Annotated in this window: 22 protein-coding genes; 19 read left to right on the top strand and 3 right to left on the bottom strand. The window is 65.9% G+C overall.

Annotation, left to right across the window (positions count from 1 at the left end):
- Nucleotides 1-58 precede the first annotated feature (58 nt).
- The 6 genes from ptsP to HMP06_RS10555 all read left to right on the top strand — a co-directional run bounded on the left by ptsP (nt 59) and on the right by HMP06_RS10555 (nt 8,088).
- Nucleotides 59-2,329 (top strand): phosphoenolpyruvate--protein phosphotransferase, encoded by a 2,271-nt coding sequence (gene ptsP / locus HMP06_RS10580; RefSeq protein ID WP_176497055.1) that lies wholly within the window; start codon nt 59-61, stop codon nt 2,327-2,329.
- A gap of 109 nt (nt 2,330-2,438) precedes the next feature.
- Nucleotides 2,439-3,428: a helix-turn-helix domain-containing protein gene (locus tag HMP06_RS10575; RefSeq protein ID WP_176497054.1), complete on the top strand. Its 990-nt coding sequence runs from the start codon at nt 2,439-2,441 to the stop codon at nt 3,426-3,428.
- Between the two features lie 63 nt (nt 3,429-3,491).
- Nucleotides 3,492-4,475, top strand: coding sequence for a tetratricopeptide repeat protein (locus tag HMP06_RS10570; protein WP_176497053.1), 984 nt, complete (start codon nt 3,492-3,494; stop codon nt 4,473-4,475).
- A 1-nt stretch (nt 4,476) separates the two neighbouring features.
- Nucleotides 4,477-5,529, top strand: a complete 1,053-nt coding sequence (gene tilS / locus HMP06_RS10565; protein WP_176497052.1) for a tRNA lysidine(34) synthetase TilS — start codon at nt 4,477-4,479, stop codon at nt 5,527-5,529.
- 79 nt (nt 5,530-5,608) lie between these two features.
- Nucleotides 5,609-7,576 carry an ATP-dependent zinc metalloprotease FtsH gene (gene ftsH / locus HMP06_RS10560; RefSeq protein WP_176497051.1) on the top strand — a complete coding sequence of 656 codons (1,968 nt, stop codon included), beginning with the start codon at nt 5,609-5,611 and terminating at the stop codon, nt 7,574-7,576.
- Between the two features lie 104 nt (nt 7,577-7,680).
- Nucleotides 7,681-8,088, top strand: a complete 408-nt coding sequence (locus HMP06_RS10555) for a hypothetical protein (RefSeq protein WP_232089599.1) — start codon at nt 7,681-7,683, stop codon at nt 8,086-8,088.
- 3 nt (nt 8,089-8,091) lie between these two features.
- Here HMP06_RS10555 and HMP06_RS10550 read toward each other — a convergent pair whose 3' ends face one another.
- On the bottom strand, nt 8,092-9,150 hold the full coding sequence (locus HMP06_RS10550) for a DUF3667 domain-containing protein (protein WP_176498479.1): 1,059 nt from the start codon (nt 9,148-9,150) through the stop codon (nt 8,092-8,094).
- 78 nt (nt 9,151-9,228) lie between these two features.
- Here HMP06_RS10550 and HMP06_RS10545 point away from each other — a divergent pair, with 78 nt between their 5' ends.
- The 13 genes from HMP06_RS10545 to HMP06_RS10485 all read left to right on the top strand — a co-directional run bounded on the left by HMP06_RS10545 (nt 9,229) and on the right by HMP06_RS10485 (nt 18,633).
- Nucleotides 9,229-10,488, top strand: coding sequence for a glutamate-5-semialdehyde dehydrogenase (locus tag HMP06_RS10545; RefSeq protein ID WP_176497050.1), 1,260 nt, complete (start codon nt 9,229-9,231; stop codon nt 10,486-10,488).
- Nucleotides 10,489-10,518: 30 nt separating this feature from the next.
- Nucleotides 10,519-10,773: a CopG family ribbon-helix-helix protein gene (locus HMP06_RS10540; RefSeq protein WP_176497049.1), complete on the top strand. Its 255-nt coding sequence runs from the start codon at nt 10,519-10,521 to the stop codon at nt 10,771-10,773.
- Nucleotides 10,770-11,066, top strand: a complete 297-nt coding sequence (locus tag HMP06_RS10535) for a type II toxin-antitoxin system RelE/ParE family toxin (protein WP_176497048.1) — start codon at nt 10,770-10,772, stop codon at nt 11,064-11,066. The genes HMP06_RS10540 and HMP06_RS10535 overlap by 4 nt, the downstream gene beginning before the upstream one ends.
- The gene (locus HMP06_RS10530) at nt 11,063-11,692 is read left to right on the top strand and encodes a nicotinate-nucleotide adenylyltransferase (RefSeq protein ID WP_176497047.1); all 630 of its coding nucleotides are present in this window, start codon (nt 11,063-11,065) and stop codon (nt 11,690-11,692) included. Before HMP06_RS10535 ends, HMP06_RS10530 begins: the two co-directional genes overlap by 4 nt.
- Nucleotides 11,693-11,701: 9 nt before the next feature.
- Complete coding sequence (gene rsfS / locus HMP06_RS10525; RefSeq protein WP_176497046.1) at nt 11,702-12,106, top strand: ribosome silencing factor; 405 nt, start codon at nt 11,702-11,704, stop codon at nt 12,104-12,106.
- A 9-nt stretch (nt 12,107-12,115) separates the two neighbouring features.
- A complete protein-coding gene (locus HMP06_RS10520; RefSeq protein ID WP_176497045.1) occupies nt 12,116-12,538 on the top strand; it encodes a 23S rRNA (pseudouridine(1915)-N(3))-methyltransferase RlmH in 423 nt (140 codons plus the stop codon).
- Nucleotides 12,539-12,541: 3 nt separating this feature from the next.
- Nucleotides 12,542-13,726: a murein hydrolase activator EnvC family protein gene (locus tag HMP06_RS10515; protein ID WP_176497044.1), complete on the top strand. Its 1,185-nt coding sequence runs from the start codon at nt 12,542-12,544 to the stop codon at nt 13,724-13,726.
- Nucleotides 13,727-13,831: 105 nt separating this feature from the next.
- Nucleotides 13,832-15,169: a S41 family peptidase gene (locus HMP06_RS10510; RefSeq protein WP_176497043.1), complete on the top strand. Its 1,338-nt coding sequence runs from the start codon at nt 13,832-13,834 to the stop codon at nt 15,167-15,169.
- Between the two features lies 1 nt (nt 15,170).
- Nucleotides 15,171-15,644, top strand: coding sequence for a disulfide bond formation protein B (locus HMP06_RS10505; RefSeq protein WP_176497042.1), 474 nt, complete (start codon nt 15,171-15,173; stop codon nt 15,642-15,644).
- Entirely contained in the window at nt 15,641-16,177 is a 537-nt protein-coding gene (locus HMP06_RS10500; RefSeq protein ID WP_176497041.1) for a demethoxyubiquinone hydroxylase family protein, read from the top strand. Before HMP06_RS10505 ends, HMP06_RS10500 begins: the two co-directional genes overlap by 4 nt.
- Nucleotides 16,178-16,188: 11 nt before the next feature.
- On the top strand, nt 16,189-16,617 hold the full coding sequence (locus HMP06_RS10495) for a hypothetical protein (protein WP_176497040.1): 429 nt from the start codon (nt 16,189-16,191) through the stop codon (nt 16,615-16,617).
- Nucleotides 16,618-16,640: 23 nt separating this feature from the next.
- Nucleotides 16,641-17,156 (top strand): DUF2306 domain-containing protein, encoded by a 516-nt coding sequence (locus HMP06_RS10490; protein WP_176497039.1) that lies wholly within the window; start codon nt 16,641-16,643, stop codon nt 17,154-17,156.
- Nucleotides 17,157-17,160: 4 nt separating this feature from the next.
- A complete protein-coding gene (locus HMP06_RS10485) occupies nt 17,161-18,633 on the top strand; it encodes a hypothetical protein (protein WP_176497038.1) in 1,473 nt (490 codons plus the stop codon).
- Here HMP06_RS10485 and HMP06_RS10480 read toward each other — a convergent pair.
- Together HMP06_RS10480 and HMP06_RS10475 are read right to left on the bottom strand one after the other, a co-directional pair.
- Nucleotides 18,625-18,996, bottom strand: a complete 372-nt coding sequence (locus tag HMP06_RS10480) for a tRNA-binding protein (protein WP_176497037.1) — start codon at nt 18,994-18,996, stop codon at nt 18,625-18,627. The genes HMP06_RS10485 and HMP06_RS10480 overlap by 9 nt on opposite strands.
- A gap of 12 nt (nt 18,997-19,008) precedes the next feature.
- The gene (locus HMP06_RS10475; RefSeq protein WP_176497036.1) at nt 19,009-19,680 is read right to left on the bottom strand and encodes a glutathione S-transferase family protein; all 672 of its coding nucleotides are present in this window, start codon (nt 19,678-19,680) and stop codon (nt 19,009-19,011) included.
- Nucleotides 19,681-19,705 lie beyond the last annotated feature (25 nt).

The raw sequence follows: 19,705 nt of genomic DNA, 5'->3' as shown, positions 1-19,705 counted from the left end.
GCAAATCTTGTGCGCCGCACGATAGCCAAGGGCCGCCACAATCTGTTAGCCCGAGGCAATGCCCTCCGCCGCCGCCTCCGCCCGTGAAATCCTCCGTCGCCTTCACGACGTGATGGCATCGCGCACCGCACCGCAAGCCAAGCTCAATGCCGTCGTCGGCATCGTCGGCGAAGCGATGGTGAGCGAGGTCTGCTCGATCTATCTGCTGCGCGAAGGCGTGCTCGAACTCTACGCCACGCGCGGCCTCGCGCAGGAGGCGGTGCACGTCACCAAGCTCGCGCTCGGCGAGGGGCTGGTCGGCACGATCGCCGCGCAAGTCGAGACGCTCAACCTCGACGAAGCCGCCTCGCACCCCGATTTCGCCTACAAGCCCGAGACGGGCGAAGACCGTTTCCACAGCTTCGCCGGCGTGCCGATCATCCGGCGCGAACAGGCGGTCGGCGTGCTGTGCGTCCAGCATGTCGAATCGCGCCGCTACGACGATGTCGAGATCGAGGCGCTGCAGACCGTCGCGATGGTGCTGAGCGAGCTGATCGCCAATGCCGAGCTGGTCGATGCGACCGGCGCCGCGACCGTCCGCCCGCAATCGACCGCACCGATGCGCATCGCCGGGCTCAAGCTCGTCGAGGGGATGGCGAGCGGCTATGCCGTGTTCCATCAGCCGCGCGTGCATGTCGAGCATACGGTGGCCGAGGATACCGAGGCCGAGCGCCACCGCGTCTATGCCGCGTTCGACAAGATGCGCGAACAGATCGAGCGGATCGCCGCGCAAGCCGAATTCGGCGTCGGCGGCGAGCATGAAGAGGTGCTCGAGACCTATAAGATGTTCGCCTATGACGAGGGCTGGAGCCGTCGCATCAACGAGGCGATCGACAGCGGCCTGACTGCTGAGGCGGCGATCGAGCGCGTCCAGCAACGCACGCGGATGCGGATGCGGCAGATCGACGATCCGTTGCTGGCCGACCGGATGCACGATCTGGAGGATCTGTCGAACCGGCTGCTGCGCACCGTCTCGGGCCAGATGGGCACTGCGGCGCAAATGGGTCTGCGGCAAGATACCATCCTGATCGCGCGCAATCTGGGTCCGGCGGAACTCCTCGAATATGACCGGCGGCGGCTGAAGGGGGTGATCCTCGAAGAAGGATCGCTGACCGCGCACGTGACCATCGTCGCGCGGGCGATGGGCGTGCCGGTATTGGGGCGCGTGCGCGACGTGCGGCGGCTGATCGGCGAGGGCGATCTGCTGCTGCTCGACGTGACCGCGGGCAACGTCTTCGCGCGGCCCTCGACCGCGATGGAGGAAGCGTTCGAGACCACGCTCGACCTTCGCCAGAAGCGCAAGGCGGTGTTCGCCGCGCTCAAGAGCGTGGCGCCGGTGACGAAGGACGGGCACCGCGTGACGGTAATGGTCAACGCCGGCTTGCGCGACGACGTGTCGGCGCTCGACGTGACCGGGGCCGATGGGATCGGCCTGTTCCGCACCGAATTCCAGTTCCTTGTCTCGGCAACCCTGCCGTCGCGCGATCGGCAGCAGCGGCTCTACAAGGATGTCCTCGATGCCGCAGGGGACCGCCCGGTCATCTTCCGCACGGTCGATATCGGCGGCGACAAGGCGCTGCCGTATCTCAACAAGGACGATGCCGACGAGGAAAATCCGGCGATGGGCTGGCGCGCGATCCGGCTCGCGCTCGAACGCGACGGGCTGATGAAGGTGCAGGCGCGCGCGCTGCTGGAGGCGGCCGCCGGTCGGACGCTCAACGTGATGTTCCCGATGGTCAGCGAGCCGTGGGAATTCGATGAGGCACGCGCGTTGTTCGAAGCGCAGCGGGGATGGCTGAGCGGGCGGGGCAAGAAGTTGCCCAGCGAAATCCGCTATGGCGCGATGCTCGAAGTTCCGGCGCTGGCCGAACAGCTCGACCTGTTGCTGCCCAATATTTCCTTCCTGTCGGTCGGCACCAACGACTTGACGCAATTCCTGTTCGCGGCCGATCGCGCCAACCCAAAGCTTGCCGAGCGGTATGACTGGCTGAGTGCGGCGATCCTGCGCTTCCTGCAAAAACTGGTCGAGCCGACGCGTGCGGCGGGGGTGCAACTCACGGTGTGCGGCGAAATGGGCGGACGTCCGCTCGAGGCAATGGCGTTGATCGGGCTCGGGATCGACCGGCTGTCGATCACGCCTGCCGCAGTCGGGCCGCTCAAGGCGATGCTGCGCTCGCTCGATCGCGCAGCGCTGACCGCGCACATGGCGGCGCTGCTCAAGGCACCCCCACGTGACATGCGCGGCGCGCTGCTTGCTTGGGCGACGGAAAACAATGTCGAACTGGCGTGATCGCGAGGTAGACGACGTGACGGGCCGTTGACTTGTCGCCGTCCCTTTGTGAGACACGCTGGCAGGACAGGACAATGAATGGGCCGCACCCATCCTGTCGGAGAGATTGATGACCGACCCGAATCCGCCCGAAGAGGCGACTCTGTTTCCAAAGACCGCCGGAGAAAAACTGCGCGAGGCACGCGAAGCGCAGGGCCTGTCGCTCGCCGAAATCGCGGCGCGTACGCGCGTGCCGGTGCGGCAGCTTGAGGCGATCGAGGCGGGCAATTATGCGGCGCTCCCGTCGATCACCTATTCAGTCGGTTTCGCTAAGGCCTATGCGCGCGCGGTCGATCTTGATGAGGTCGCGATCGCGCGCGAAGTCCGCGGCGCGAGCGATCAGCCAGGCGCGGCGCGCCGCACCGAATACGAAGCGTATGAGATCGACGAGCCGTCGCGCGTGCCGACGCGCGGGGTGGCGGTCGGCGCGTTGATTGTCGCGGTGCTGCTGCTGATCGGCGTCGGCCTGTTCTATGGTACCACGCTGTTCCGCGGCGAAGAAAGCGCGCCTGCGACGCCTGTGGACAATACGATGGCGGAGGCCCCAACGTCTGCCGCCGTCGCGACACCGACGGTGCCGACCGGCGCCGTCGTGCTGACCGCGACCGACGAAGTCTGGCTCAAGGTCTATGACACCGCCGGAAAAACGCTGTTCCTCGGCACGCTGAAGGCGGGTGAAGTCTATTCGCTTCCGGCCGATGCGAACGGCCCGCTGATCAACGTCGGGCGGCCCGACAAATTGCAGATCACCGTCGGCGGTACGGCGGTTGCGCCGCTCGGCACCGGCAAGGTTGCGATCAAGGATGTGCCGATCGACGCCGCGTCGCTGACCGCGCGTGGCCAACCGGCCGCCGCGACTCAGCCGATCGTGCCGGGCGCCGCGTCGACCACCGTGCCGACCGCCACTTCGGAGACGCGATCGACCCGGCCCGCCGCACGCCCCACGCCGCGCGCGACCCGTGCGGCACCGCCCGCATCTGCGCCGCTCAATATCGCGGCCCCGGTTTCTATCGCGCCCGAACCCGCCGCGCCTGCGCCGGGCCCGACGCCGACACCGTAAAGGCTGGCGCCGTCGTGCGGCGTTCCGCTATGCTTCATTCTTTCTCGCACCGGGGGGTGTACCATGCGTAACCTTGCAATGTCTGTCATCCTGCTGAGCAGCGCCGCCGTGGTCGCGCCCCCGGCGCACGCGCAAAGCGGCCAACGCGGCGCGATCGAGGGGCGGGTCGATCGGCTCGAGGGCGAGATGCGCGCGGTCCAGCGCAAGGTTTTCCCCGGCGGCAGCGGGCAATATGTTCTGCCCGAGAACCAGCCGCCCGCGTCCGAGACGATCCTGCCGGGCTCGCCGACCAGCCCGGTTGCCGATCTGACCACGCGGGTCGATTCGCTCGAAACGCAATTGCGTGGCCTGGTGGCGCAAAGCGAGACGAACCAGCACCGGCTGCAATTGCTCGACGCGCGGATCAAGGCGCTGGAAGCGAGTGCCGCCGCCGCGCCTGCGCCCGCACCGGCGCTGGGCGGTCCCGCCCCGATCGAACGCCCGCAGCCGTCCAAGCCGCCGGTTGACAAGACGCTGGTCGACAAGGCCGTGCCGCCCAAACCAACCCCGGCCAAGACGCCTGCGGCCACGCCGACCAAGCCCACCACTGCCGCCGCCGACCCGGCACGCGCGGCCAAGATCGCCGCGGTCGAGCGCCCCGAAACCGGCGATACGGCGGAGGACACCTATCTCTTCGGCTATCGCCTGTGGGCGGCGAAGCTGTATCCCGAGGCGGAGGCGCAATTCACCACCGTCACCACCAAATTCTCGACGCACAAGCGTGCGAGCTATGCGCAGAATCTGCTCGGTCGGTCCTATCTCGACGAGGGCAAGCCGTCGCTCGCCAGTCTCGCTTTCTACGACAATTACAAGAAATGGCCCGACGGCGACCGCGCGCCCGAGAGCCTCTATTATCTGGCGCAGGCGCTGGTGAAGCTCGGCAAGCCGGCGACGCAAGTGTGCAAGGTCTATACCGAGCTGACGCGCAGCTATGGCTCGAAGGTCGAGGCCGATGCGCGGATGAAGGCGGGCGTCGCCAAGGGCCGCGCGGATTCGAGCTGTTCGTGAGATGAGCGGGCTCGACCGGGCCACGGTCGAGCGGTTTCGCGCCGATTTCGCGGGCGCGCTCGGCCGACCAGTCGCGTCGAGCGAGCGCGTCGCGCTGGCGGTATCGGGCGGCCCGGACAGCATGGCGATGCTCGCGCTCGCGCACGCGGCCTTTCCGGGGCAGGTGGTTGCGGCAACGGTCGATCACCGGTTGCGCGCTGCATCCTCCGATGAAGCCGCGATGGTTGCTGCGTGGTGCGACGGCGCTGGCATTGCGCACACGATCCTAACCGTCGCCGATGAGATCGGCACCAGCGCCGTCCAAGCGCGCGCGCGCGAGCGGCGCTACCCGCTCTTGCTGCGCTGGGCGGTCGAGAGCGGCGCGAAATGCCTCGCCACCGCGCATCATGCCGACGACCAAGCCGAAACCTTCTTGATGCGCGCGGCGCGTGGGTCGGGCGTGGCGGGGCTGGCGGGTATTCGTGCGCTGCAGACACGAGAGGTGCGAAAACCTGTCGGCAGCTCCGGAATGGTGTTCGATGCCTGGGATGTAGCGCTCGTCCGGCCACTGCTGCACTGGCGCGTAGCAGAACTGCGCGCGCTCGCGGTGGCGCAGGCGCTGCCGTTCGTCGATGACCCGAGCAACGCCGACGATCATTACGACCGGACCCGCTTCCGCGCGCTCCTCCGGGATACGCCGTGGCTCGATCCGCTGCAGATCGCCAAATCCGCTGGCTATGCCGCCGAAGCCGATTCGACGCTGCGCGAGATCGAAGCGTGGCTGTGGCGCACGCGCAAGGTCGGGCCGGTCGGGGTCGATGATCCGGATGATCAAAGCTGGCTCGACATTGCCGACCTCCCGCGCGAGATGAAACGGCGAATGTGTCGCTCGGCGATCGACTGGGTCCGCACGGTCAATGGAATCGTCCGTCCGGCCTTCGGCGACTCGGCCAACATCGAGTCGCTGCTCGATGCGCTCGAAGCCGGGAAAGCCGCGACGCAGGCCGGAATCATGGTGTCGGTGAAGGGCAGCGTGTGGAGATTCGCTGAGGAACCGCCGCGTCGCTCACTGTGATCGACGAAATGCGTCGCTGTTCCATTGCCATTGATCGCGCTGTGCTTATCTTGGTGGCTCGAGAAAGGTACGTGTCCGTATGAACGACAACGACAAGCAGCCGGGTTCCGACAACAACGGGCCCAACCCCTGGATGAAATCGCTGCTCATCTGGGTCGGCATCCTCGTTGCGCTGGCGCTGTTCGTGACGTTGATCGACAATCGCTCGGCCAGCCCGGGCGCGACCCCGATCGCCTATTCGGCGTTCCTCGACCGAGTCGAGCAAGGCGGCGTCAAGGACGTCAACATCGCGGGTGAGGTCGTCACCGGCACCTTTACCGACGCGACCAAGTTCCGCACCTATGCCCCGCAGGACCCGCGCTTGACCGATCGCCTCCGCGAGAAGGGCGTGATGATCAGTGCAAAGCCTGAGGAGGGCGCGCCGATCTGGCAGGTGCTGCTGGTCAATTCGCTGCCCTTCTTCCTGTTCCTCGGCCTCGGCTATTTCGTGCTGCGCCAAATGCAGAAGAACACCGGATCGGGCGCGATGGGCTTTGGCAAGAGCCGCGCGAAGATGCTGACGCAGAAGGAGGGCCGTGTGACCTTCGACGACGTCGCCGGCATCGATGAGGCACGCGAGGAGCTGCAGGAAATCGTCGAGTTCCTGAAGGACCCGACCAAGTTTGCCCGCCTTGGCGGCAAGATCCCCAAGGGCGCGTTGCTCGTCGGTTCGCCCGGCACCGGCAAGACGCTGCTCGCCCGCGCGATTGCGGGTGAAGCGGGGGTGCCGTTCTTCACCATCTCGGGTTCGGACTTCGTCGAAATGTTCGTCGGCGTCGGCGCGAGCCGCGTACGCGACATGTTCGAACAGGCCAAGAAGTCCGCGCCGTGCATCGTCTTCATCGACGAAATCGACGCGGTCGGTCGCCATCGTGGTGCCGGTCTTGGCAATGGCAATGACGAACGCGAACAGACGCTCAACCAGTTGCTGGTCGAGATGGACGGGTTCGAGGCGTCGGAAGGCATCATCATCGTCGCCGCGACCAACCGCCCCGACGTGCTCGATCCCGCATTGCTGCGTCCGGGCCGCTTCGATCGCCGCGTGACGGTGCCGCTGCCCGATATCGAGGGTCGCGTGAAGATCCTCGAAGTCCATATGAAGAAGGTGCCGCTCGCACCCGACGTCGATGCACGCACGCTCGCGCGCGGCACGCCGGGCATGTCGGGTGCCGATCTCGCCAACCTCGTCAACGAAGCGGCGCTGATGGCGGCGCGGTTGGGCAAGCGGCTGGTCGCGATGGCGCAGTTCGAGACCGCCAAGGACCGTGTCATCATGGGCACCGAATGGCGCTCGCTGGTGATGACGCCCGAGGAAAAGCGCATGACCGCCTATCATGAAGCTGGCCACGCTCTGGTCCGCATTCATGAGCCGGCGTCGGATCCGATCCACAAGGCGACGATCATCCCGCGCGGTGGTGCTTTGGGCATGGTCGTGTCGATGCCGGAGCGCGACAATTACTCGTATCACCGCGACAAGATGTACGCCGATATGGCGACCGTCATGGGCGGCCGCGTCGCCGAGGAACTGATCTTCGGGTACGACAAGGTGTCGAGCGGCGCTTCGGGCGACATCAAGCAGGCGACCAAGCTCGCCCGCGCGATGGTGTCGCAATGGGGCATGTCCGATGCGCTCGGCCCGCTGCAATATGAAGAGCAGCAGGGCGAGACGTTTCTGGGCTATTCGCAGACGCAGCGGCAGAACATGTCGAACGAGACCGCGCTGATGATCGACAGCGAAATCCGCAAGCTGGTCGACGGCGGTCTTGCGCGGGCGCGCGAGGTGCTGACCGAGCATATCGACCAGCTCCACCGCATTGCGGGTGCGCTGCTCGAATATGAGACGCTGACCGGTGATGAGATCAAGCGGCTGGCGTTCGATGGCGACATCGGTCGCGAGGATCCCGACGCATCCGCGCCGAGCGTGCCCGGTGCGGGGACGTCAATTCCCAAGACGCGCCGCCCCAAGGGGGGTGGTCCCTTCGGCAACCCGGCGCCCGCGGGAGCCTGATCGCCGCAAACGACATGAAAAGACCGCGTCCGATCTTGATCGGGCGCGGTTTTTTTATGACTGTCCGGGGTAGAACACGGTTAAGTTTCGGTTCACGCGCATAGGTGACAAAGCGCACGGGCTTTTTCGGGGAGGCGATGATGCGGATCGGGTTGCGGATTTTGGTGCTCACGGGCGTGCTGCTGCCGGTCGTGGCGCAGGCGATGACCGTCGAGACCTTCCTGGCCAAGGCCAAGGCGTTGCAGGCCAAGGGGCCGTTCGCGCTGGCTTCGTCTGATCTGTCGCTGCTGCGTGCCGAAGTGAAGGATGCCGGAGCCGCCTACCGCGCGCAGATCGAGGCGGATCGCCTTGCCGGCAAGCGGCCCCGCGCTTGCCCGCCGCCGGTCGGCCAGGCGAAGATTGATTCCACGGTCGTGATGACCGAATTCGAAGCGCTCGCGCCGGCCAAGCGCAAGGTCAGCGTCCAGAGCGCGTTCTACGCGATGATGGACCGGCGTTACCCGTGCAGATGAGGGCTACCCCATCAATCCCAAAACAATCAGCAGCAGTGCGAACATAATCAGGGCGACCCAGGCAAGGCTCAGGAGCGCAATGGTGCGCCACAATGCCGACCGTTTGCGCAGCGCATAGGCGCCCCGCAATTGGGCGAACATGTGGACCGGGGGCACCAGCAGTAACAACGTGCCGAACAGCCACGCTGGCGCCCCCGCCGTCTCGGCCAGGCTCAACACCACGACCAGAAACATCATGAACGACAGGGAGTAGGTCACGAAAATCGCGTGATCGTATAATTTATATTGCCGTCGCCACAGGAAGAGCAAAGCGACCAGCGGGATTGATATCGGAATCAGCGCCCAGCTGTATTTATACGCACTCGATTGCAGTTTATACAGCATCAGGCCGGGATTAGCGTTTATCTTGTCGATGCCTTTGTCGAGCAACGGCCATTTGGTGTAGAATTGGGCGTTCCCCTTGGCCGGTGCGACGAGGCCGCGCGCCTTGTCGAGCATCCGCACCTGACTGCGCGCCTCCACCGTCCGCGCCGTGTCGCTGCGGGCCTGGCGTTTCTGCTCGGCTTCGGCCGCCGCGAGTTCGACCTTTGCGGTCGCGATTTGCTCGTCGATATTCTTGACCGCCAGCAATTGCTGCTTCGGCGTTAGCCCGATTCCTTCGACCTCGCCGCTGAACGTGTGGATCGTCGCGAACATGAGGAAGACCGAGAACAGGAACAAAGCGAGCGGCGACACGAAACGCGCCCGCTCTCCTGCAATGTAGCGCCGGGTCAAGCGGCCGGGCTGCAGCATCAGCATCGGCAAGGTGCGCCAGATCTTGCCCTCGAAATGGAAGACGCCGTGCAGCAGATCGTGCCCAATCGAGGCCAGCGTGCGGTGGACATGCCCGTTCTGGCCGCAGGCATGGCAAAACTCGCCGTGCAGCGTGGTCCCGCAATTCAGGCACAGGCCGTGGTCGTGATGGCCGTGCGCGGGCGCGGCCTCCCCGGCTCGCGGCTCGATTGCACGACCGATCAAGGCCCCCGTGGCGATATCGCCGACTGCTGCCATTTCCCCCGACATGACCGGATGCATAGCATCTGCCGCAGCAGAAGCGATAGTTTTTGCTGCAATGCACACGCTCGTGATACCGCGCCCGCAATGACCGACGCCGCCGCCCTGATCGCCGATGTGACCACGCGCGCCCGCACAGCGGCACGCGTGCTCGCAACGCTGCCCACCGATGCCAAGGCACGCGCGCTATACGCGGCAGCCGAAGCGTTGCGCGCTGCCGAACCGGCGATCCTGGCCGCCAATGCGATCGACATGGGCAAGGCAGCAGCGGCAGGCCTGTCGGGCGCGATGCTCGATCGTTTGCAGCTCGATCCCGGGCGTGTCTCCGCAATGGCTGATGGGGTCGCGGCGGTGGCGGGGCTGGCCGATCCGGTCGGCGGGATGATCGATGAGACGACCCGCCCCAACGGCCTCATCCTGCGCCGCATCCGCGTACCGATCGGGGTGATCGGCATCATTTACGAAAGCCGTCCCAACGTCACCGCCGATGCCGCCGCACTCGCGGTGATGGCGGGCAATGCCGTGATCCTGCGGGGCGGGTCCGAAGCGATTGAGAGCAACCGTGCGATCCATATGGCGATGGTGTCTGGCCTGGCCGCCTGCGGGGTGCCGATCGATGCGGCGCAGCTCGTTCCGACGACCGACCGCGCGGCGGTTGGCGCGATGTTGACGGCCGACGGATCGAACGGGGCAGGGGCGATCGACCTGATCGTGCCGCGCGGCGGCAAGGGCCTCGTGGCGCGCGTCCAGGCCGAGGCGCGCGTACCGGTGCTCGCACATCTCGACGGGATCAACCATGTCTATGTCGATGGATCGGCCGATCCCGCGATGGCGGCGGCGATCGTCATCGATGCCAAATTGCGCCGCACCGGCGTGTGCGGTTCGATGGAAACGCTGCTGATCGACCGCGCCTTCGCCGGTGCGGCGGCGTTGGTCGACCAACTGGTCGCGGCGGGATGCGAGGTTCGCGTCGGGCCTGGTCTGTCGGATACGCTGCCCGCCGCGGTCGATGCGGATTGGGACACGGAATATCTCGACGCGATTGCGAGCGTGGCGCTGGTCGACGGCGTCGATGGCGCGATCGCGCACATCGCGCGCCACGGATCGCACCACACCGATGCGATCGTCGCGGCGGATGAAGCTGTGGCCACGCGTTTTTTGGCGGAAGTCGATAGCGCGATCGTGCTGTGGAACGCCTCGACGCAATTCGCCGACGGTGGCGAGTTCGGGCTGGGCGCCGAAATCGGCATCGCGACAGGCCGCCTCCACGCCCGCGGCCCGGTCGCGCTGGAAGGGCTGACGACCTACAAATGGGTGGGGTACGGGACCGGGCAGGTGCGGGGTTGACGGGGTGCATCGGATGTATACATTCGATGCATGAGCAAGAGCGCCGTTATCACCGCACGCCTCGATGTTGAAACGCTGGCGTTGGTCGACCGTATTGCCAGCGCACAGGGGCGTAGCCGCTCTTGGTTCGCGGCCGAAGCCATCCGCCGTGTCGCTGAAAGCGAAGCGGATTTCATGGCTTTCGTACAAGCCGGAATTGACTCGGCCGATCGTGGGGAATTGACGCCGCAGGACCGGGTGTTTGCCGATCTGCGGACGCGTAGGGCGCAACGCGTCGCCGGATGACCAGCCCGGTGAGCGCGGTCGAATGGACCGATCCTGCGATCGCCGATCTCCGTGACATCGACGATTATTGGTCGGCCTATGACACAGCCTCGGCGGAACGCGTCGCCGATCTGATCGAGGCGGCATCGGCGTTCCTCGCCACCATGCCTCGCGCCGGCCCGGCGTTGCGGCGCAGCGATGCCCGCAAATGGCTGGTGGGCGCGACCCCCTATCTGCTGATCTACCGCGTACTTGACGACAGTATTCAAATTCTGCGTGTTCACCACGGCCGCCAAGATTGGGACGCCCCTTGACCCGCATCGGCATCCTGGGCGGGTCGTTCAACCCGGCGCATGGCGGGCACCGTGCGATCAGTCTGGCGGCGCTCGATGCGCTCGGGCTCGATGAAGTGTGGTGGCTGGTCTCGCCCGGCAATCCGCTAAAGGAGAAGAGCGGCGACATGGCCCCGTTCGCCGCGCGCTTCGCGTCGGCGGTGCGTGTCGCGCGGCATGCGCCGATCCGGGTGAGCGCGATCGAGCATAAGCTCGGCACGCGCTACACGGTCGACACCGTCACCAAATTGCGGCGGCTCTACCCTAAAAAGCAGTTCATCTGGCTGATGGGATCGGACAATTTGGCGCAGTTCGACCAGTGGAAAGGGTGGCGGCGGATCGCGCGTGAGGTTCCGATTGCGGTTATCGCGCGTCCAGGCTATGAACGGGCGGCTCTCGCGGCTCCCGCGATGGGTTGGTTGCGGCGCGCAGTTCGGCCCGCATACCAGGCGAAGAACTGGACGCAGTGGAGATTGCCGGCACTTGTGCTGTTGCGCTTCCGCCCCGACCCGCGCTCCGCGACACAGCTTCGTGCTGCCGATCCCGCCTGGCAGCGGCATTTCCTGCCAGCTGCTTCGTCTTCATCCTTTCCCCCAGATATCAACTAGGTAAACATCTTGGCCTCATCCTCTCCTGCGTATCGCGCGACCGACCCCGATGAGGTCGAAGCGCTGCATCGGTTGATTCTCACCTCGCTCGATGACGATCAGGCGGTCGACACGATCTCGATCCCGCTCGCCGGCAAATCGAGCATCGCCGATTATATGGTGATCGCCAGCGGTCGCTCGACCCGGCAAGTCGCGTCGATGGCGCAGAAGCTCGCCGAGAAGATCAAGGCCGAACTCGGCCGCCAGACGCGGATCGAAGGCTTGCCCACAGCGGATTGGGTCCTGCTCGACGCGGGCGACGTGATCGTCCATCTGTTCCGGCCGGAAGTGCGCAGCTTCTACAATCTGGAGCGGATGTGGGCGTTCGGCGATGCGCCGACCCCGCCGGCGGTGCCGGTGCTGAGCGACGATTAAGAGCCGGCCTTGCTGCTCCACATCGTCGCGCGCGGGCGGATCGGGCGCGGGCCGGAGGCGGAGCTGGTCGAGCGCTACGTCAAGCGGCTCGCCTGGCCGTACAAACTGACCGAATTGCCCGATACTGGCGGCAAGATGCCTGCGGTCGAACCCGGCTGCCGCATCGTCATGCTCGATGAGACAGGCCAAGTCCTGCCCTCGCGCGATTTCGCCGCAACGCTCGAGAAATGGCGCGATGCGGGCGTGCGCGAGGCGCGTTTTTTGATTGGCGCGGCCGACGGGTTCGACGATGCGCAACGCGCGACCGCCGATCTGCTGCTGAGTTTCGGGCGGGCGACCTGGCCGCATTTGCTGGCGCGCGCGATGCTCGCCGAACAATTGTGGCGCGCGACCAGCATCCTTGCCAACCACCCCTATCACCGCGAAGGGTAAGCCATGCGGGGGCGGCTTCTGCTGTTGGCAATAACGGTGGGGGCGGCGTGCGCGAGCGTAGCGCTTGCCCAGGCACCCGACGATCAGCGCGCACGCCTGGCCGAGGCGAAGGCGCAATCTGCGGCCGCGGCGGCACGCTCCGCCAAACTCGAACAACAAGCCGTCAGCGAGCGCGATCAGGCACAGCAAGCGCGCGCGCAGGAAGCCGCCGTCGCCGCCCGCATCCAGCAGGCCGAGGCCGACATCGCCGCGGGACAAGCGCGCCTCGCGATCATCGATCGCTTGCTTGGCGAACAGCGCGGGCGGCTTGCTGCGAAGCAGGCCCCGGTCGTGCGGTTGATGGCGGCGCTGCAATCGCTCGCGCGGCGCCCGGCGATTATCAGCGTGGTGCAGCCCGGATCGGTCGATGATCTGGTGCACGTCCGCGCGGTCCTTGCCAATACCATGCCGGTGATCCGTGCGCGCACCGCCGACGTCCGCGCCGATCTCGCGCGGACGCGTGCATTGCAGCGGCAAGCTGGTGTCGCGACCACGGCGCTCGCCGAAAGCCGCACACGGCTCGTGGCGCAGCGGCTCGCGCTCACGCGGCTGGAGGCGGCGCATCGGCTGCGCTCCCGCGCGCTCGGGCGTGACGCCTTGTTCGAATCCGATCGCGCGATCGCGCTGGGGGAAAAGGCGCGCGACATCGTCGATCTGATGGGGACGATCGGCAATCAGGCGACGACGCGCGAGGCGCTCGAATCGCTTCCCGCACCGCTCCCGCGTCCGCTGCGCCCGGGCGAGGTCGCCGCGCCGATCGACCGGGTCGCCTGGTCGCGCGCCACGCCGCCCTACCGGCTGCCGGTGCAGGGCAAGATCGTCACCGGTCTCGGTGAAGTGTCCGATGCCGGTGTCCGCTCGCGCGGGGTCACGATCGCGCCACTTGCCGGCGCCGAGGTCGTCGCACCCGCCGCCGGACGGATCGCCTTCGCCGGCCCGTTCCGCGCCTATGGGAGCATCGTCATCATCGATCATGGCGGGGGCTGGACGTCGCTCGTCTCCGGGCTGGGCAGCGTCTCGACCCGGATCGGCGATACCGTCGGGCAGGGCGCGCCAATCGGGCAGGCTGGCGGCGGGGCGAGCCCGCGCGTCACCGTCGAGCTCAGGCGGCGCGACCGGGCGATCGACCTGACCGCGCTGGTCGGATGAGACTGGCTGAAAGTCAGCGGCGGTTCATGCCCGCCGCGCTTTGATCCGCGCACAAACCCCGCTACAGTCCGCCGAACACCACCCCGCTGTCACGAGTATCCGACGATGTCGCGCTTCACCACTTCGCTGCTCCAGGCATCCGCAATCGCGGCGGTGCTCGCGATCGTGCCCATCGGGACGAGTGCGATGGCAGCGGTCGATACCGGCACGTACCGCGAGATGTCGGTGTTCCTTGACGTGTTCAACCGGGTGAAGGCCGAATATGTCGACAAGGTCGACGACAAGGTGCTGGTCAAGGGCGCGATCGAGGGGATGCTCGCCGCGCTCGATCCGCACAGCGCCTATGAGACCGGGCTCGATTACGAGAATCTGCGCATTCAAACGCTCGGCAGCTATGGCGGGCTTGGCCTGACCGTCACGATGGAAGACGGCGCGGTCAAGGTGATCGCGCCGCAGGAGGATTCGCCGGGCTGGCGCGCCGGGATCAAATCGGGCGACTATATCACGCACATCAACGGCAAGCTCATCTTCGGCCAGGCACTCGACGAAGCGATCGGCGCAATGCGCGGCGAGCCCGGTACCCGGATCACGCTCACGCTGCTGCGCCCCGGCCGTCCCAAGCCGATCGAGGTGGCGCTGGTGCGCGAGAAGATCGTGCAGAAGCCGGTCAAATGGAGCGTCAAGGACGGCATTGGCGTCATCAACATCAACGCCTTCTCCGAACATACTGGCGAGGCGGTGACGGCAGCAATCAAGGGTATCCAGAAGCAGCTTGGTCGCGATCCGATCGGGTATATCATCGACCTGCGCGACAATGGCGGCGGCTTGCGCGATGAATCGATCGCGGTTGCCGACAATTTCCTGTCCTCGGGCGAAATCGTTTCGCAGCGCGGGCGCGACAAGGCCGATATCGAGCCATTCTATGCCGAATCCTATGTGAAGGGCGATCTTGCGCACGGCTTGCCGATCATCGTGCTGACCAACGCCGGAACCGCTTCGGCATCGGAAATCGTCGCGGGCGCGCTGCAGGACCACCACCGCGCGCTGGTGATGGGTGAGCGGTCGTTCGGCAAGGGATCGGTGCAGACGGTCATCGATCTGGGCGACAATGCCGCGCTGCGCCTCACCACCTCGCGTTACTACACGCCATCGGGCCGTTCGGTGCAGGAAGGCGGGATCGAACCCGATATCGCCGTCCCGCAAATCTCCGACCCCGATTACAAGTCGCGCCCGGTGTTCCGCGAGGACGATCTGCGCCGCCATCTGATCAACGAGGTCAAGTCCGATAACGCCGCGATCGAGGAGGATTCGAAGCCCGATCCGCGCTTTGCCGCGACGGCCGATGAACTGAAAGCCAAAGGCGTGGATGATTTCCAGTTGAGCTATGCGCTGAAGACGATCGGTCGCTTGTCGGGCGCGGCGCAAGCGGTCGCGGCGAAGTAGGTTGCCGCGCGATCGATTCGAGACCGCACGATGGCTCGCGCTCGGCGTGCCGCTGGCGCTGCTCGGCGGGGCGTTGATCTCGCAATATGTCGGGCACCTCTACCCGTGTGAGCTATGCTGGTATCAGCGCTATCCGCATATTGCGGCAATCGTGCTGGCGGCACTTGCCTTCGTGGTTCCGGGGCGTCCCGCGCGTGGCGTCCTCGTGGCGCTGGCGGCAGTCGCGATCCTGCTCAGCGGTGTGATCGGCGTGCATCATGCTGGTGTCGAATATCATTGGTGGCAGGGCTTCACGGCATGCACCTCGACCATGTCGGGGCCGGTCACGCTGGAGAGCATCATGAACGCGCCGATCGTGCGCTGTGACGTTGCGCAGTGGCGCCTGTTCGGAATTTCGCTCGCCGGGTTCAACGCGCTCTTTTCGATCGGCGGCGCAATCGCCATCTTTGCGATATTGCAAAGGAACCGCGCATGAGTGGATGGAAGCCAGGGGACGCCAAGCGGCTGACCGATTCGATGGTCCGGGTGGATCAAGCGGGTGAATTTGGCGCGACGCGGATTTACGCGGGGCAGCTTGCCGTACTGGGCGATCGCAGCCCGGTCGCGCGGTCGATTGCCGGCATGGCCAATCAGGAAGAGCGCCACCGCGCGTTCTTCGATGCGATGATGGCGCGGCGCGGCGTGCGGCCAACGCTGCTGCAGCCGATTTGGAACGTCGCTGGTTTCGCGCTCGGCGCGGTGACGGCGGCGCTGGGGCCGGAGGCGGCGATGGCGTGTACCGCTGCGGTCGAGACCGAGATCGACAAACATTATGCCGAGCAGCTCGAAGCGCTGGGCGATAGCGATCCCGAACTGTCGGACGCGATTCGTGATTTCCAGGCCGAAGAGGTCGAACATCGCGAAACCGCGCTGGCGGCGGGGGCGGAGAATACGCCGGGCTACCCGGTGTTGAGCGGCTTGATCCGCCTGGGATGCAAGGTCGCAATCGCGACGGCGAAACGGATTTGACGGGAGACGGGATGATGAAAAGCCTGACGACAAAGGCCGTTTCGGCGGCAGCGGGATTGATCGCTGTATTTGGCGGCGTGGCGGCTGCCCCTGCGGTCGCGCAGGGCGTGACGGCCCCGCCGCTGGTGATCTATGGTAGCCAGAAATGCCCGACCGACGCCGATGGCAATGAAATCGTGGTGTGCGTCCGCCGCCCGCCGGGTGAGCAATTCCGCATCCCCAAGGAGCTGCGCGAGCTGAAGGTTACGCCCGAAAACGAAAGCTGGGCCGCCAAGTCTGCGGCGAATGATCGGGTCGGTCAGGACGGAATCGGGAGCTGCACGAACGTCGGCGCAGGCGGCGCGTCGGGCTGCTTCGTGCAGGCGGGCCGCGCCTACAAAAAGCAGAAGCAGGAAAACAAAGCCGAGCAGCGCGCGGTCGACGCCGCAATCGTTCCTTGAACTGATGCGCTGAGGGGGGCGGCATGGCGACATTGGCAGCAGCGGGGCGGCCGGCAAAGGCCAAATCGCTCGCGCCCGATGCCTATGAACGGTGTCTGGCGGTTGCCGCGGCGTTGTTATTCGCGACGATCGTGATTGCGCTGGCCAAGGGGCAGTCGCACTGGATCCAAGTGCCGCCCGTCGTGTGGGCGCATCTTGTCACCGTCATGATCGCGCTGGCGCTCACCCCGGTTATGCTGCTGCGGCGGCGGGGCGATTCGACGCATCGTCTGCTCGGGCGGGTGTGGGTCGTGGCGATGTTCCTGACCGCCGCCGAGTCTTTCTTCGTACGCTCAAGCAACCAGGGGCACTTCAGTTTCATCCATTTCATCTCGGCCTATGTCGTGATCGTCACGCCGCTGCTGTGGTGGAGCGCGCGCAGCCACCAGATCGGCGCACACCGCCGCCATGTGCGCGGGATGGTGACCGGGGCGTTGTTGATCGCCGGGTTCTTCACTCTGCCTTTCGGGCGCATGCTCGGCCGGTGGTTGTTCGCCTGATTGCATGAAGAACCAGGACGGGAAGGTTCGCGGGCCGCACGGCGTCGCTTTGCTGCTGTTCGCATTGGTGTGGCTGTCGTGCGTGTGGTTCGGTTCGTTCGAGCTCAACCCCAACAATGCCACGCGGTTGTTCAGCGCGCTGTCGCTGGTCGAACGCGGCGAGGCGACGATCGATCGCTATCAGACGCTCACGATCGACAAAGCGCAATTCACCCGCAAATCGGGCACGCATTATTACATGGACAAGGCGCCCGGCGTGACGCTGATGGCCGCACCCGTGGTGTGGGCGACCAATTGGATCACCGGCGGCAATTCCTATGATCAGGTGATCGACATCACCAATCCTAAGCTCGCCGATTTCCTGCGCTTGCGCCTCGCGCTGTGCGTCGCATTCGGCGCGGCGCTGCTCACGGCATTCGCGGCGGCGCTGCTGCTCGATCTCGGCACCGGCATCACCTGCAGCCCGGCGGCGGGGCTGTTCGCGGCCTTGGGCTATTCGCTCGGCTCGATCGTGTGGGGCTGGTCTACGACCTTGTTCGGCCATGCGCCGGTCGCCGCGCTGTTGCTGATCGCGACCTGGGCGATCTGGCGGGGCACGTCGGGGACGCGCGAAATCGGCCGATGGCGCTATCCGCTGATGGCGGGCGCGGCGCTCGGCTGGGCGGTGGCGATCGAATTTCCCTCGGCCTTGGGCGGCATCGCGATCGGGCTATGGGCGCTGTGGCGCAGCCGCGAGGCGGCGTGGCCGGTGCGGCGGCGGCTCTATCTAATCGCGGTCGGCACGGCGGTGGTCGCGGTGCTGCCGCTCGCCGCCTATAATCAATTCGCCTTCGGCACGCCGTTCATGACCGGCTATCAGGGTGTGGTCGGCTTCGGCGGGATGAATGAGGGATTGTTCGGTCTCACATACCCCAAGCCCTATGTCTTGTGGGAGATCCTGTTCGGAACCCGGCGCGGGATGCTATGGGTGGCGCCGGTGCTCGTGCTCGGTGCGCTCGGCGTGGCGCGGATGATCCGCAACCCCGCGACCAAGGATCTGGGCGTGCTGGCGCTGTCGGTCATCCTGATCGTCCTCGCGGTCAACGCCTCTTATGCGTATTGGGACGGCGGCGCCTCGGTCGGCCCGCGCCATTCGGTGCCGGCGATCCCGTTCCTTGCGCTTGGGCTCGCCCCGGTCTGGGCATCGCTCCGCACGCTAGCAGCGAAAATTGCGGCGGCGTCATTGCTCGGCGCATCGATGCTGCTCAATCTGGTCGTGGCCGCGACCGACATCTTCGCGCCGGAAACAATGGTCACGCCAGTGTGGACGCGCAATTTCGCCGGCCTGTTCGCGCACGCCCGGTTGAATACCGTGCCCAATCTCTATTGGGGCTGGCAACCGTATTGGGGTTTTGCGCTGTATCTCGATATCGCGCTGCCGATATTGGTATTGCTGCTGTGGTGGACGCGCCGGGCCGATCGCGCCCGCTCAGAATAGCCGCCCGCCATTGGGCACCGCGCGGTTCGGCTCGATCAGGACGACCTCGCCCTCTGCATCGGGAAAGCCGAGCGTCAGTACTTCGGACATCACTTTCCCGATCTGGCGGGGTGGGAAATTGACGACAGCGGCCACCTGCCGCCCGGGCAGTTCCGCGATCGTGTAGCGCGCGGTGATCTGCGCCGAGGATTTCTTTACGCCGATCACCGGCCCGAAATCGATCAGCAGCCGGTAGGCGGGCTTGCGCGCCTCGGGAAAGGGCAGGGCTTCGATGATCGTGCCGACGCGGATGTCGACCTTCAGGAAATCATCGAACCCGATCGTAGCGGCCGCTTCGGCGGCGGGGTCATGCGTCGCGTGCATTGCCGCTCCCTGTTAAAAATCCACGTCGTCATAATGTTTGGGCGGCGCGATCCCCTCCATCCGCTCGGACAAGAGCGGGCGGAAGCTCGGGCGGCTCTTGAACCCGCGATACCATTTCGCGGTCTGTTCGTGATGCTTCCAGTCGATCCCACCGAGATAATCCGCGACCGAGATTTGCGCGGCGGCGGCCAGATCGGCCAGGCTCATCGTCGCACCCGCCATCCAATTGTGCCGGTCGAGCAGGAAATCGGTATATTCCAGATGCCGCACTGCCGCCTTCATCGCCGCGCGCAGCTTGCCCGAATCGGGTGGCGCCTTGGTGACGATCCGCTTCTCCATGCGCTCGTGCAGCAGCGGGGCCACGATATCGGCGAAGAATTGCGTGTCGAACCACGCGACCAGCCGCCGGATCTCGGCGCGGTTGACGGCGGTGCCGCTGATCATCGCATTCTTGTCGACCGTTTCCTCGAGATATTCGCAGATCGCCATCGAATCCATCAGCCGCAGGCCACGCGCCTTGTCCGTCATAACCGGCACCTGCCCCGCGGGATTCATGTCGAGGAATTCGTCGCGCTGCTCCCACGGATATTCGCGCACGAGTTCGCAACCCTCGCCCTTTTCACCGAGCAATAAGCGGACCTTGCGCGAGAACGGGCAGAGCGGGAATTGATGAAGTTGCCACATCCCGCGACGTTAGCCGCGTCGGCCA

The sequence above is a fragment of the Sphingomonas sp. HMP6 genome, assembly GCF_013374095.1.
Lineage (GTDB): Bacteria > Pseudomonadota > Alphaproteobacteria > Sphingomonadales > Sphingomonadaceae > Sphingomonas.
This window is presented reverse-complemented; position numbering and strand designations above follow the sequence as displayed.